The organism is Acidovorax sp. LjRoot117, from assembly GCF_964252695.1.
Taxonomy (GTDB): domain Bacteria; phylum Pseudomonadota; class Gammaproteobacteria; order Burkholderiales; family Burkholderiaceae_C; genus Acidovorax.
The window spans coordinates 230,360-242,773 of the sequence record NZ_CAXUPO020000003.1 but is presented as its reverse complement, the minus strand read 5'-3'; the positions used below and the strand labels follow the sequence as shown (position 1 = coordinate 242,773).

Below are 12,414 nucleotides of genomic sequence, written 5' to 3'. Positions count from 1 at the left end.
GGTGTCGGTGTGTCCTATTGTGTGCGCCAGCGGGAAGAAGCGGCAAGCTCCCTCGGCAGGGCGTGTTTTCCGTGCCCTGTCAGTCCTTGGTGGCGCGCCGCTGTACGCAGGCGATGTAGGCCTGGCCGTCCGGCGGGCGGCCGGCGCGCTGGCTTTCCCACAGCATCTCGCCCAGGCAGTCCATGGCCGCGTGGTGGGCGTCGTGCAGGGAGTCCAGCCGCGCGGTCAGCAGCTCCACCGCCTGGCGGATGCCGCGGGGCTGGTCGATGCTGCACTGCTCGCTGATGGACAGGTGCATCGACAAGTGCAGAAAAGGGTTGGTCTGGCCCGGGGTCTCGTCGTAGTTGCGGGCGACGGCGGCATCGGCGTCGGACAGCTCGCCGTGGTATTCGGGGTGCTCCGCGATCCACAGGCTGGCCAGCGTCTCGATGGCTTCCATGGGGGCGCCGGCCTGGGTCTTGGTGTGCACCCCGCAGAGAAAGCGGCGCACATCGGCTTGGGAGGGGCTGAACATGGGGCGGAAGGTTAGCACGCACCCTGTGGGCCTGGGGCGTGCAGGGTTGCGGGGCGCGCCGTCAACGCAGCATAGTCTGCGGCCATGTCCTACGCGGCGGCTTTCGGGCCGCTTCTACATTTGCGTTGCGCAGAGAGAGCCGGGCCCTATCTGCCAGATTCCACGGATGGCCCGGTGTTGGGGAGATACGTTCATGACTGCACTGCGAATTGCGGGCGCCTTGCTGCTGGTGGCCGGCATGGCGGTTTTTGTGACCGGCGGCTTCAGCATCGGCAGCGACGTCCTGCAGGCGCCCCTGGGCGCGCTGGAGCTGACGGCGCAGGACAACTACGAGTCCGTCGTCATTCCGCAGTGGATGAGCCTGGGTGCCATGGTGCTGGGCGGCATGGTGCTGGTGGTGGGCTTTCGCCGCAAGGTCTGATCCCACGTGTTTTCTGCCACGGCCGCACCCTGCGCGCCCTGGCGCCAGTCACCGCAGCGAGCTGTTGGGCGGTGGTGCCCCGGCCTTTGCACCCACGCAAGGCAAAGGCCACCAGGGTGTCAGCCCCGGCAACTCGTTGCGGTGAATCGTCCCATCGGTGATTCTCACCGGCGCCGCGCTGCCGGCATGAAATTGCACTGCACTGCATAGTTCCCCCGAATCACACCTGGCAGTGCTGCCTCTCAAAGCGCTGCCGCTCAGGTACGCGGCGCACCCATCATCCGTGAGATGGTCCTGGCCGCACGCAGCAGCGCGGGCAGCAGGGTCTCCTGCATCATCTGCGCACTGGTCCGGTTGGCCTGGCCGCTGATGTTGAGCGCCGCCACCGTGCGGCCTGTGCGGTCGGCCAGCGGCGCGGCAATCGATATCAAACCCTCCTCCAGCTCCTGGTTCACCAGGCACCAGCCTTGCTGGCGTGCCTCGCGGATGCGTGACAGCAGTGTCGGCAGGTCGGCGGTGGTGTGCGCGGTGAAGCGCTCGAGCGGGTGCTGCTCCAGGCGCGCCTCCAGCTCCGTATCGGGCAGCCCGGCCAGCAGCACCCGGCCCATCGACGTCCACGGCGCCGGCAGGCGCGAGCCCACGCCCAGGTTGGTGCGCATGATCTTGTGCGTGGGCACCCGCAGCACGTAGACGATGTCCAGCCCGTCGAGCACCGCGGCCGATGACGACTCGCGCACGTCTTCCACCAGGTCTTCCATCACCGGCTCGGCCAGGTTCCAGATAGGCAGCGACGACAGGTACGCAAAGCCCAGGTCCAGGATGCGCGGGCTCAGCCGAAAGAGCTTGCCGTCCGTCTCCACATAGCCCAGCGTCTGCAACGTGAGCAGGATGCGGCGCGCACCCGCGCGGGTCAGGCCGGTCTGCGCGGCCACTTCGCTCAGCGTCTGCTGCGGCCGGGCGGCGCTGAACGAGCGGATCACTTCCAGCCCGCGGGCGAACGACTGCACATAGCTGTCGCTGGGTTTGGGGTCTTTGGTGGGGAGCGTTTCGGTATTCATGCAGCGGCCCTCTATAATTCTTTATGCGAACATTTGTTCTATAAGCGAACAAATTCTATCCCGAGACAAGCACATCATGAAAGCGGTTCGATGATCAACAAGCTGGCGGAGTCGGTGGCCCAGGCCCTTTCGGGGGTGAAGGATGGTGCCACGGTGTTGATAGGCGGGTTCGGCACGGCCGGCATTCCCGGTGAACTGATCGACGGCCTGATCGCCCAGGGCGCGCGCGACCTCACGGTGGTCAACAACAACGCCGGCAATGCCGACCAGGGCCTGGCCGCGCTGCTCAAGGCCGGCCAGGTGCGCAAGATCATCTGCAGCTTTCCGCGCCAGGTCGACAGCTACGTGTTCGACGACCTGTACCGCAGCGGCAAGCTCGAACTCGAACTCGTGCCCCAGGGCAACCTGGCCGAGCGCCTGCGCGCTGCGGGCGCGGGCATCGGTGCGTTCTTCTGCCCCACGGCCCACGGCACCGAGCTGGCCGCCGGCAAGGAGACGCGCGAGATCAACGGCAAGCACTACGTGCTGGAGTACCCCATCCACGGCGACGTGGCGCTGATCAAGGCCGAGCAGGGCGACCGCTGGGGCAACCTGACCTACCGCATGTCGGCCCGCAACTTCGGCCCGGTGATGGCCACGGCCGCCAAGACCACGATCGCCACGGTGCACGAGGTGGTGGAACTGGGCGCGCTGGACCCGGAGGCCATCGTCACGCCCGGCATCTACGTGACCCATGTCGTGAAGATCGACCGCACCGCCACGCAGGCCGGCGGTTTCAAAAAATCGGCATGAAATCGGCCCCTACCGCACAAGGAACAGGCGTGAGCAGCTATCAAAAGCGTAGTAAAGAAGAACTGGCGAAGCGCGTGGCGCAAGATATCCACGACGGCGCCTACGTCAACCTGGGCATCGGCCAGCCCACCCTGGTGGCCAACCACATTCCCGCGGGCCGCGAGGTCATCCTGCAAAGCGAGAACGGCATCCTGGGCATGGGCCCGGCGCCGGCTGCGGGGCTGGAGGACTACGACCTCATCAACGCCGGCAAGCAGCCGGTGACGCTGCTGCCCGGCGGCGCGTATTTTCACCACGCCGACAGCTTCGCGATGATGCGCGGCGGGCACCTCGACATCTGCGTGCTGGGCGCCTTCCAGGTCAGTGCCACGGGCGACCTGGCCAACTGGAGCACGGGCGAGCCCGGCGCCATCCCGGCCGTGGGCGGCGCCATGGACCTGGCCATCGGCGCCAAGCAGACCTGGGTGATGATGGACCTGCTGACCAAGCAGGGCGCCAGCAAGATCGTGACGCAATGCACCTACCCGCTCACCGGTGTCGCCTGCGTGAAGCGCATCTACACCGATCTGTGCACACTGGCCTGCACGCCCACCGGGCTGCAGCTCATCGACACCGTGCCCGGCCTGCAGTTGCCTGAGCTAGAGCAACTGGTGGGCCTGCCCATCCGCCCCGCCGCCTGAATCCAACCCCCAAGAAACGAGGAGACAACACCATGAGCCCACAACGCCAAGCCTTCATCTGCGACGCCATCCGCACCCCCTTCGGCCGCTACGGCGGCGCGCTCTCCAGCGTGCGCACCGACGACCTGGGCGCCATCCCCATCAAGGCGCTGATGGACCGCAACCCCGGCGTGGACTGGGCGGCCGTGACCGACGTGCTCTACGGCTGCGCCAACCAGGCCGGTGAAGACAACCGCAACGTGGCCCACATGAGCAGCCTTCTGGCGGGCCTGCCCATCGACGTGCCCGGCGCCACCATCAACCGCCTGTGCGGCTCGGGGCTCGACGCCGTGGGCACCGCAGCGCGCGCCATCAAAGCGGGCGAGGCCGGCCTGATGATCGCGGGCGGCGTGGAGAGCATGAGCCGCGCGCCCTTCGTGATGCCCAAAGCCGAGAGCGCTTTCAGCCGCAACAACGCGGTGTACGACACGACCATCGGCTGGCGCTTCATCAACAAGCTGATGAAGGAAAAGTACGGCGTCGACTCCATGCCCGAAACCGCCGAGAACGTGGCCACCGACTTCGGCATCGAGCGCGAGGCGCAGGACCGCATGGCCCTGGCCAGCCAGCTCAACGCTGTGGCGGCGATCAAGGCCGGCCACCTGGCGCGCGAGATCGTGCCGGTGCACATCTCCCAAAAGAAGGGCGACGCCATCATCGTGAGCCAGGACGAACACCCCCGCGAGACCAGCCTGGAAGCGCTGGCCAAGCTCAAGGGCGTGGTGCGGCCCGACGGCACGGTGACGGCGGGCAACGCCAGCGGCGTGAACGACGGCGCCTGCGCACTGCTGCTGGCCGACGAAGCCAATGCCGCCAAATATGGCCTCAAGCCCCGCGCCCGCGTGGTGGGCATGGCCGTGGCCGGTGTGGCGCCGCGCATCATGGGCTTCGGCCCCACGCCCGCCACGCAAAAGGTACTGGCGCAGACGGGCCTGACCATCGACCACCTGGACGTGATCGAGCTCAACGAAGCCTTTGCCGCGCAGGGCCTGGCGGTGCTGCGCGCGCTGGGCATCAAGGACGACGACGCGCGTGTGAACGCCTGGGGAGGCGCCATTGCGCTGGGCCACCCGCTGGGTGCCAGCGGTGCGCGCCTGGTGACCACCGCCGTCAACCGCCTGCACGAACACGCTGGCCAGTACGCGCTGTGCACCATGTGCATCGGCGTGGGGCAGGGCATTGCCATCATCCTGGAGCGCGTGTGACCGCCATCGATAAAAGCACTCCCGTCACGGTCGTCACCGGCGCCAGCAACGGCATCGGCCGCGCCATCGCCGAGGCCGTGCTGGCCCAGGGCCGCGCCGTGGTCAACCTGGACTACGTGCTGCCCAGCTGGAGCCACCCGCTGCTCACGTCCTACCAGGGCGACCTGACCGACGAAGCATCGACCCGTGATCGCGCGGCCGAGATCGCCGCCAAACACAATGTCACGGCGCTGGTGAACAACGCCGGCGCCACGCGCCCCGGCACCATCGACACTGCCACCACGGCGCACCTGGACGACGTGGTGGGCCTGCACCTGCGCGCGCCCATGCTGCTGGTGCAAGCCTTTTTGCCCAGCCTGCGCGCGAGCGGCCAGGGCCGCATCGTGAACATGTCGTCGCGCGCGGCGCTGGGCAAAGGCGACCGCATCGTGTATTCGGCCACCAAGGCCGGGATGATCGGCATGACGCGCACGCTGGCCATGGAGCTGGGGCGTGACGGCATCACCGTCAACGCCATCGGCCCCGGGCCCATCGCCACCGAGCTTTTCCGCCAGAGCAACCCCGACGGCGCGCCGCAGACGCAGCGCATCCTGAACAGCATTGCCGTGGGCCGCATGGGCACGCCCGACGACGTGGCCCGCGCGGCGCTGTTCTTCCTGTCGCCCGACAACGGTTTCGTGACCGGGCAGGTGTTGTACGTGTGCGGTGGTACCACGCTCGGCGTGGCACCTGTCTAGCCACCTGAACGCATTTGCACTGCAGCCCTGAAAGGGGCGCACCCCCTGTTCTCGCCCGGAGGCCTTGGCGCCCGGTTGAGGCCACGGCGCGGCGGGTTCCGCGCTCGTGACACCCATTTCATCCACCTTTCTGAAGGAGACAAACCATGACCGATTCCATCTACACCACCCGCCGCTTCGCACTGTCGGCCGCTGCCTGCGCGGGCATTGCCGCCATCGCCGGTGCTGGCCTGCTGGGCAGCAGCGCAGCAATGGCCCAGGCCTACCCCACCAAGCCCGTCACCATCGTCGTGCCCTTTGCCGCGGGCGGCACCACTGATATCCTGGCCCGCATCATCGGCCAGGCGCTGACCACCGAACTCGGTCAATCGGTCATCGTGGACAACCGCGCCGGCGCGGGCGGCAACATCGGTGGCGCGCTGGCGGCCAAGGCCCCGGCCGATGGCTACACGCTCTTCATGGGCACCGTGGGCACGCACGCCATCAATGCCAGCCTGTACAAGAAGATGCCGTTCGACCCCATCAAGGACTTCGCGCCGCTCACACGCGTGGCCAATGTGCCCAACCTGCTGGTGGCCAACCCGGCACAGCCCTACAAGAGCGTGAAGGAGCTGATCGCCTACGCCAAGGCCAACCCCGGCAAGGTGAACTTCGGCTCGTCGGGCAACGGCAGCTCCATCCATCTGTCGGGCGAGCTGTTCAAGAGCCTGGCCAAGGTGGACATGGTGCACGTGCCCTACAAGGGCAGCGCACCGGCTGTGACCGACCTGCTGGGCAACCAGATCGGCATCATGTTCGACAACATGCCGTCTGCCATCCAGCATGTGCGCAGCGGCAAGCTCGTGCCCATTGCCGTGACCACGGCCAAGCGCTCGCCCGAGCTGCCCAACGTGCCCACCATCGCCGAAGCCGGCGTGCCCGGGTATGAAGCCACGTCGTGGTTCGGCATGTTCGCGCCCACTGGCACGCCCGCACCGGTGCTGGCCAAGCTGAACACCGCGCTGGTCAAGGTGCTGAACCAGGCCGAGGTGAAGAAGAAGATCAACGAACAAGGCGCCGAGACGTACAGCGAAACGCCCGAGCAGTTCGCCGCCTTCATCCAGGCCGAGTCCGTGAAGTGGGGCAAGGTGGTCAAGGAGTCGGGCGCCAGCTTGGACTGATCTGCGCCTTCGGTCATTGCAGCTACTAAAATGATAGCTGCTGACGCTTGATAGACAAGCGGCAGCAGCTATTTTTATTTCATGCCCAGCTGGGTGGGGCGCAGGTTGCCGCGATCATTGCACGCGGTACACGCGTCCCGTCTGCGCGCCTTCCACGCTGCGCTGGTAGCCGCGTGCGGCGCGCTCGGCAGGCACGGTGTCGAAGCCTGGGAAGAACGGCCCGTACACGCCCACCGATTCGGTGAGAATGGTGGGGCTCACGGCGTTGATGCGCAGGCCGCGCGGCAGCTCGATGGCGGCGGCGGCCACGAAGCCCTCGATGGCAGCGTTCACCGCCGTGGCGCTGGCGCCGTTGCGGATGGGCTCGATCGACAGGATGCCCGCGGTCAGCGTGATGGAGCCGCCATCGGTCAGGTACTTCTGGCCGATCAAAGCCAATTGCACCTGGCCCAGGAGCTTGTCTTGCAGCCCCAGGTTGAACTGCTCGGGCGTCATGTCGGCCAGCGGGCCGAAGTGCAGGTTGCCGGCGGTGCTGACGATGGCATCGACCGTGCCCACCGCCTCGAACAGTTGTGCGACCGCGCCCGGCTGCGCAAAGTCCACGCGGTGCGTGCCGCTGCTGCGGCCTGCGGTGATCACGTCATGCCGTGCGCCCAGGTTGGCCATCACGGCCTGGCCGATGGTGCCGCTCGCGCCGATGAGAAGAATCTTGGACATGGTGTTTTCCTTGAAGGTTGAAAAAGAACGGGGGGAGGAACAGACAGGCCCTGATTCTTTTGTGAATAAAAAAATGCATAAAGTACATTGAAGTTATTCTTGTACTAACCATTGATTAGGAATCTGCCATGGACAAACTGCGCAACATGGAAGTCATGGTGGCCGTGGTCGAGGCCGGCAGCTTCGCCGCCGCCGCGCGCCAGCTGCAGGTGTCGGCGGTGATGGTGGGCAAACACATCCAGCAGCTCGAAGCCCACCTGGGCGCGCGCCTGTTCCAGCGCAGCACGCGCCAGAACAGCCTGACCGAGGTGGGCGCCGCGTTCTATGAAGACAGCAGGCGCGTGCTGGAGCAAGTGCGCTGGGCCGAGTCCGCCGTGGAGCGCAGCCGCGCCGTGCCCCAGGGCCTGCTGCGGGTCAGCGCGCCCTTCACCCTGGGCACCCACGTCATTGCGCCGCTGGTGGCCGACTTTCTGCGGGTGCACGACCAGGTGCGCGTGGACCTGCAGCTCACCGACAGCGTGGTGGACTTGGCGGGCGAGGGCTTTGACGTGGCCGTGCGCATCGGCCGGGTGGTGGATGAAGGCCTGGTGGCCCGCCCGCTGCGCCCCTACCGCATGGTGATCGCCGCCGCACCCGCCTACCTGCAGCGCCACGGCACGCCCGGGCGCGCGGCCGACCTGGACCGCCACCAGTGCCTGAGCCATTCGGCATGGCAGCGCCGCGTGGAGTGGACGCTGCGCGATGGCGACACGGATTTCTTCTGGCCCGAGAACGCCCGCCTGACCTGCAACCAGGGCGAAGGCCTGCGCCAGGCCGCGTTGCGCGGCCTGGGCCTGATCATGCAGCCCGAGGTATTACTGGCCGACGACCTGGCCCGCGGCGCGCTGGTGCCGGTGATGCAGCACTGCCTGCCCGCGGCGCGCGCCGTGCAACTGGTCTATGCGCCGGACCGGCGGCAGCTGCCCAAGCTGGCGCGGTTTGTGGAGCATGTGGTGGCGGTGATGGGCGTGGCTTGATGCGTGGCAGTGCAAAGCAGCGCAGCGCAGTGCTGTGCAGCGCAACGTTCTGCGACGGCAGATCAGCAGAAAGCTTCGCGCTGCTGCCTGAGCGCATCGCGGTCGATGCTGGCGGCGAGCTGCTCCATGTCTGCGGGGCAGACGCCATGCTGCACAAAATGCCGGGGCCACAGCGCTACCACCTGGGCGACGTCCTGGATCAATGCGATGGCCCGGGCCCGTGTGATGCCGAACTCGTTCAAGTCGGTCAGCGCGTTGTCCAGCGTGGACTGCGCCCCGTGCCGGCCCACCACCATCGCCTGGTAGCCCATGTTCTGCAGTGTGGGCACCACGTCGAACGCCGGGGCCAGGTCGTAGTAGCCGTCAAAGCCCAGGCGCAGGCAGTGGTTGCGTTCGTGGTCGTCCGTGTTGTCCATCAGGATGTTGAACACCATGCGCCTGAAAAGCTCTTCGCGCAGGGCTTTGTGCCGGTCCGGGTGGGCCTGGCGCAGCAGTACCGTTGCCAGCGCGCCATAGCTCTCGGCCAGGCCCGCCGCCGCCAGCGCGGTCTTGGCAGAAATGCAATGCACGCGCAGGTTCAGTGCCTCGGTCTGCAGGCGGTCAAACCGCTGGATCGTCAGCGCATGGCGTTTGGATGGGCGCGCCTGGCGCGATGCAATGGGCAGCACACCCGTGGTGGCGACATGGATACCCGCCTGCGCTGCCAGCGTCATGGTGGCGTGTTCGATGAGGGGCGTGTCCACGGTGTCGTCGAGTTCGCTGAACTTGATCACGCAGGGGGCGTTGTCGGTTTGCAGCAGCGCCTTGGGCCGGGCCCCGCCCAGCGTCACGCCGGGCTGCACCAGGCGCTGGATTTCGGGGGTGACCGGGGCTTGGGACTGCACGTCTTCCACCGCCCGCACCATGGCGTCCAGGTCACGCAGCTGCGGGTACGGCCCGATGCGGCGGGGAACGTAGTGGTCGGCCGATGTCGATATGCCCAAAGCGCCGAAGCGGTCGTCTCCCGCGAACAGCAGCATCTCCAGGATCGACAGGCGTGCAGGGCGGTCGATGTGGCGGATGATGCGCTCGCCCCAGCGGTCGGGGCGGGCATCGTCGATGGCGCCGGGCGCACTGTCCTTGTGGCCTGCGCTGAACATCTGGCCGGCCAGCAGGGGCAGGTCTTCGCTCAGCGCAAACTGCCACCAGTCTGCGGCGTAATGGAAGGTGGCGCAGTTGGGCACCAGTTGCGACAGGCTGACAGCGCCCGCCAGAACAGGGTTGGCAGGGTTGACCAGCGCCCACACGTACAGCGTGTCCTGCGGCTGGTAGGAGCGCGGGGTGACGTCGGCCATGCTCACGGCCGCACCTTGTTGTGGCCGGCGATGAGGGCCGCCAAACCCGCTGCGGTGCTGTTGGTCTTGTGATCGGACATGCCCAGCCCAGCGGCTACCTGCGTGGCCCGCTGCACGTTGTCATCCTGTGGTGGGCCCCAGGGACTTGTCGTTGCTTCCCGCGCAACGTGAGAAGCCCGAGGTTCGGCTTGGGCCGTTTTTCCCTTTGCGGGTTTCGGCTCCGAATACCCCATCTGGCCTTGCCGCACATCAGTGGAGGACGCCTCTTGCACCGCAGCCCTGGTGGCTTGGGGCCGGCTGCGGGTCCGGGCCACTTCCCGCTCCAGCGAGGCCATGTCGTTTTGCGGCGCAATCAGGTCAGCCAGGCCCAGGGCCGGGTTGATCATCCACATGCACATGACGTAGGACGCCATCGCGACGGATGGGTCGCCCCGTTCGATGCGCGCCATGGTGGGTTGCGACACCCCCAGCCGCTGCGCCCACTGCGCCTGCGTTTCCTTGCGGCGCTTGCGCGCGATCACGATGTTCTGCGCCAGCAATTCGATCTGCTGCAGCACAGCCTGCGGGTGGTCAGTGGGCCTGGTGTTTTGAACGGGCATTCATAGATGTTAGTGCGGATTGAATTTTATGACATCTATGAATTTCACTGTATTGTTATGAAAACCCCCTTTTCATTCATAGATGAATGAAAATAGACAAAATCATGTATCTATGAATGAATCTGTCGAAGAGGTGATGTGGAAATAGGCTTCCGGCTTCCGGCTTCCGGCTTCCCGCAGCTGCTCATTCCACCGCGTTGCGTGCAGCAGCCGGCCCGATCTTGAACACCCCGCTCACCCGCGCGCAAGGCACGCCATCGGCCGTGACCAGCCCCTGCGCAAACACCAGCGAGCGCGTGATGCGCAGCGGATCGGCCTCGCCTTCCACCCACGCGCCCAGCGGGGCAGGGGCGAGTTAGTCGATCTGCAGGCTGATGGTCGGTAAAAAACGGTCGGCCACCTCGGTGCTCTTGCGGTGCACGGACAGCGGCAGCAGCATGTCGCAAAAGCTGGCCATCATGCCGCCGTGCAGGTTGTTCATGGGGTTGACGTGGCGGCGCTCCACCCGAAAGCCGAACCGCACCACGTCGCCCTCGTGCTGCACATACAGCGGGCCGTTGTGCTCAATGAACGGCCCACCGGAGGCCAGCGCCACAAAACCATCGGGGATCTGCGGCGACGGGGCGTGCGCTGAGGAGGGGTTGGACGTCACCGCGCGGCCTCCTGCTCCACATCGTCGGCAAAGCTGGCGCCGTGCAGCACGCTGGTGGTGCTGCTGCTAGCACCACTGCCGCTGTCGAGCCAGCCGCCGTACACCGCCTGAAAATCCGCCACGATCTGCGCGAGCGGCATGTCATCAAACGCGCCGCGCTGGTGCACGTACTCCATGTGGCGTGCGCCGGATTTGTCGAACGGGTGGTAGATCGAATCGTTCTCGCCATCGAACGTGAGCGGCAGCAGCCCGAAGCGGTCGCACAGCTCGATGTTGAAGGCCGGCGTGGCCTTGCGCCATTGGCCACCCAGCCAGATGTCCGTGTAGCCGTGCCAGATGAAGAGGTCGGTCTTCATCGTCTCGCGCATGCGCTCGGTGGAGAGGTGATTGCGCACGTCGGCAAAGCCCATGCGCGCGGGGATGCCCGCTGCGCGGCACGCGGCGGTGAGCAGCGCGGCCTTGGGCACGCACCAGCCGTGGCCGTGGGCCAGCACGCTGCTGGCTGCCATGCCCTCGGGCGACAGGTCGATGCGGTAGGGGTCGTAGCGGAAGCCGTCGCGCACGGCCAGGTACAGGGCGACGGCACGCTCACGGTCGGTGGCGCCGCGTGCATGCTCGGCCGCGAAGGCCTGCACGGCCGGGGCGTCGCTGTCGATGAGCGCTGTGGCGCGCAGGTGGGCGGGGGTGGGGTGGTCGGGGGTCGTCATGGTTCGATGGCTCCTCGTGGCCCAGTGTGCAGGTAGCGGCGGTGCTCAGCTGTCACGGGGGCGGCAGGCCAGTGTGCCGCATCGCATGCCGCGGAGCGTCCACACAGCGTCTGGCCGCGCCTCACACCCGCCAGGCCGGCAGCTCCCAGTTGCGCCACAGCGCCAGGCCGCGCAGGCCCGCGGTGAGCAGCACACACGCCACCAGCGGAGCCCAGTCGGGCGCGTGCAGGTGGCGCAGGGCCACGTCGGCCCAGCCACCGGCAAACGCGCACAGCGCATACGGCCGGTGGTCGCTGAAGGCCTGGGGCACTTCGTTGCACAGCACGTCGCGCAGCACGCCGCCGAAGGCGCCGGTGATCACGCCCATCATCACGGCGATGATCGGCTCCATGCCGACGGCGGTGGCGATGTCGACACCCACCGCGGCGAACAAGCCGAGGCCGATGGCGTCGGGCACGAGCATGGCGCGCTGGGTGGGCTCGAAGTGGCGCTGGCGCATGAACAGCATCGCGCCCACGCACAGGGCCAGGATGCCCCAGACAAAACCGGTGTGGCGGATCCAGAAGAAGGGCCGCTGGTCCAGCAGCAGGTCGCGCAGCGTGCCGCCGCCAAAGGCCGCGACGAAGGCCAGCACGCACACGCCCACGGCATCGAGCCGCTTGCGCGCGGCAGCGATCACGCCCGACAGAGCGAACGCGATGGTGGCAGCCACCTCCAGAAGAAAGCGCAGGGTGTGCACCCAGGGGGCGTCGAGCAGCAACTGGTCCATGGCCGCGATTGTGC

The 12,414-nt window shown here is 67.1% G+C and carries 16 protein-coding genes; 7 read left to right on the top strand and 9 right to left on the bottom strand.

The window, feature by feature from the left end; genetic code table 11:
* Positions 1 to 79: 79 nt before the first annotated feature.
* Entirely contained in the window at positions 80 to 514 is a 435-nt protein-coding gene (locus tag ACSQ3D_RS10785) for a DUF1841 family protein (protein ID WP_056417883.1), read from the bottom strand.
* A gap of 193 nt (positions 515 to 707) precedes the next feature.
* On the opposite strand from ACSQ3D_RS10785, the gene ACSQ3D_RS10780 reads away from it, so the two are divergent.
* The gene (locus tag ACSQ3D_RS10780; RefSeq protein ID WP_200912433.1) at positions 708 to 935 is read left to right on the top strand and encodes a hypothetical protein; all 228 of its coding nucleotides are present in this window, start codon (positions 708 to 710) and stop codon (positions 933 to 935) included.
* 257 nt (positions 936 to 1,192) lie between these two features.
* Here ACSQ3D_RS10780 and ACSQ3D_RS10775 read toward each other — a convergent pair whose 3' ends face one another.
* Positions 1,193 to 1,993: an IclR family transcriptional regulator domain-containing protein gene (locus ACSQ3D_RS10775; RefSeq protein ID WP_436126869.1), complete on the bottom strand. Its 801-nt coding sequence runs from the start codon at positions 1,991 to 1,993 to the stop codon at positions 1,193 to 1,195.
* Positions 1,994 to 2,083: 90 nt separating this feature from the next.
* On the opposite strand from ACSQ3D_RS10775, the gene ACSQ3D_RS10770 reads away from it, so the two are divergent.
* From ACSQ3D_RS10770 to ACSQ3D_RS10750, 5 genes are all read left to right on the top strand, one after another.
* Entirely contained in the window at positions 2,084 to 2,785 is a 702-nt protein-coding gene (locus ACSQ3D_RS10770; protein ID WP_396503857.1) for a 3-oxoacid CoA-transferase subunit A, read from the top strand.
* Between the two features lie 29 nt (positions 2,786 to 2,814).
* Positions 2,815 to 3,465 (top strand): 3-oxoacid CoA-transferase subunit B, encoded by a 651-nt coding sequence (locus ACSQ3D_RS10765; RefSeq protein ID WP_056169142.1) that lies wholly within the window; start codon positions 2,815 to 2,817, stop codon positions 3,463 to 3,465.
* A 32-nt stretch (positions 3,466 to 3,497) separates the two neighbouring features.
* Positions 3,498 to 4,709 carry a 3-oxoadipyl-CoA thiolase gene (gene pcaF / locus ACSQ3D_RS10760; RefSeq protein WP_436126868.1) on the top strand — a complete coding sequence of 404 codons (1,212 nt, stop codon included), beginning with the start codon at positions 3,498 to 3,500 and terminating at the stop codon, positions 4,707 to 4,709.
* Positions 4,710 to 4,714: 5 nt separating this feature from the next.
* Positions 4,715 to 5,446 (top strand): SDR family NAD(P)-dependent oxidoreductase, encoded by a 732-nt coding sequence (locus tag ACSQ3D_RS10755; protein WP_436127202.1) that lies wholly within the window; start codon positions 4,715 to 4,717, stop codon positions 5,444 to 5,446.
* Between the two features lie 146 nt (positions 5,447 to 5,592).
* On the top strand, positions 5,593 to 6,606 hold the full coding sequence (locus ACSQ3D_RS10750; RefSeq protein WP_436126867.1) for a Bug family tripartite tricarboxylate transporter substrate binding protein: 1,014 nt from the start codon (positions 5,593 to 5,595) through the stop codon (positions 6,604 to 6,606).
* A gap of 114 nt (positions 6,607 to 6,720) precedes the next feature.
* Here ACSQ3D_RS10750 and ACSQ3D_RS10745 read toward each other — a convergent pair whose 3' ends face one another.
* Entirely contained in the window at positions 6,721 to 7,323 is a 603-nt protein-coding gene (locus tag ACSQ3D_RS10745; RefSeq protein WP_436126866.1) for a short chain dehydrogenase, read from the bottom strand.
* 128 nt (positions 7,324 to 7,451) lie between these two features.
* Between ACSQ3D_RS10745 and ACSQ3D_RS10740 the strand changes: the two genes are divergently transcribed.
* A complete protein-coding gene (locus ACSQ3D_RS10740; RefSeq protein WP_056417902.1) occupies positions 7,452 to 8,339 on the top strand; it encodes a LysR family transcriptional regulator in 888 nt (295 codons plus the stop codon).
* A gap of 62 nt (positions 8,340 to 8,401) precedes the next feature.
* On the opposite strand, the gene ACSQ3D_RS10735 is transcribed toward ACSQ3D_RS10740, so the two are convergent.
* The 6 genes from ACSQ3D_RS10735 to ACSQ3D_RS10710 all read right to left on the bottom strand — a co-directional run bounded on the left by ACSQ3D_RS10735 (position 8,402) and on the right by ACSQ3D_RS10710 (position 12,400).
* On the bottom strand, positions 8,402 to 9,673 hold the full coding sequence (locus tag ACSQ3D_RS10735; protein WP_436126865.1) for a type II toxin-antitoxin system HipA family toxin: 1,272 nt from the start codon (positions 9,671 to 9,673) through the stop codon (positions 8,402 to 8,404).
* A 2-nt stretch (positions 9,674 to 9,675) separates the two neighbouring features.
* Positions 9,676 to 10,272 (bottom strand): helix-turn-helix transcriptional regulator, encoded by a 597-nt coding sequence (locus tag ACSQ3D_RS10730; protein ID WP_436126864.1) that lies wholly within the window; start codon positions 10,270 to 10,272, stop codon positions 9,676 to 9,678.
* Positions 10,273 to 10,456: 184 nt separating this feature from the next.
* Positions 10,457 to 10,600: a hypothetical protein gene (locus ACSQ3D_RS10725; RefSeq protein WP_436126863.1), complete on the bottom strand. Its 144-nt coding sequence runs from the start codon at positions 10,598 to 10,600 to the stop codon at positions 10,457 to 10,459.
* Positions 10,601 to 10,627: 27 nt separating this feature from the next.
* Positions 10,628 to 10,924 (bottom strand): PaaI family thioesterase, encoded by a 297-nt coding sequence (locus ACSQ3D_RS10720; RefSeq protein ID WP_436126862.1) that lies wholly within the window; start codon positions 10,922 to 10,924, stop codon positions 10,628 to 10,630.
* The gene (locus tag ACSQ3D_RS10715; RefSeq protein WP_396503849.1) at positions 10,921 to 11,631 is read right to left on the bottom strand and encodes a transglutaminase family protein; all 711 of its coding nucleotides are present in this window, start codon (positions 11,629 to 11,631) and stop codon (positions 10,921 to 10,923) included. Before ACSQ3D_RS10715 ends, ACSQ3D_RS10720 begins: the two co-directional genes overlap by 4 nt.
* 121 nt (positions 11,632 to 11,752) lie before the next feature.
* Positions 11,753 to 12,400, bottom strand: a complete 648-nt coding sequence (locus tag ACSQ3D_RS10710) for a trimeric intracellular cation channel family protein (protein ID WP_056417913.1) — start codon at positions 12,398 to 12,400, stop codon at positions 11,753 to 11,755.
* Between the last annotated feature and the right edge of the window lie 14 nt (positions 12,401 to 12,414).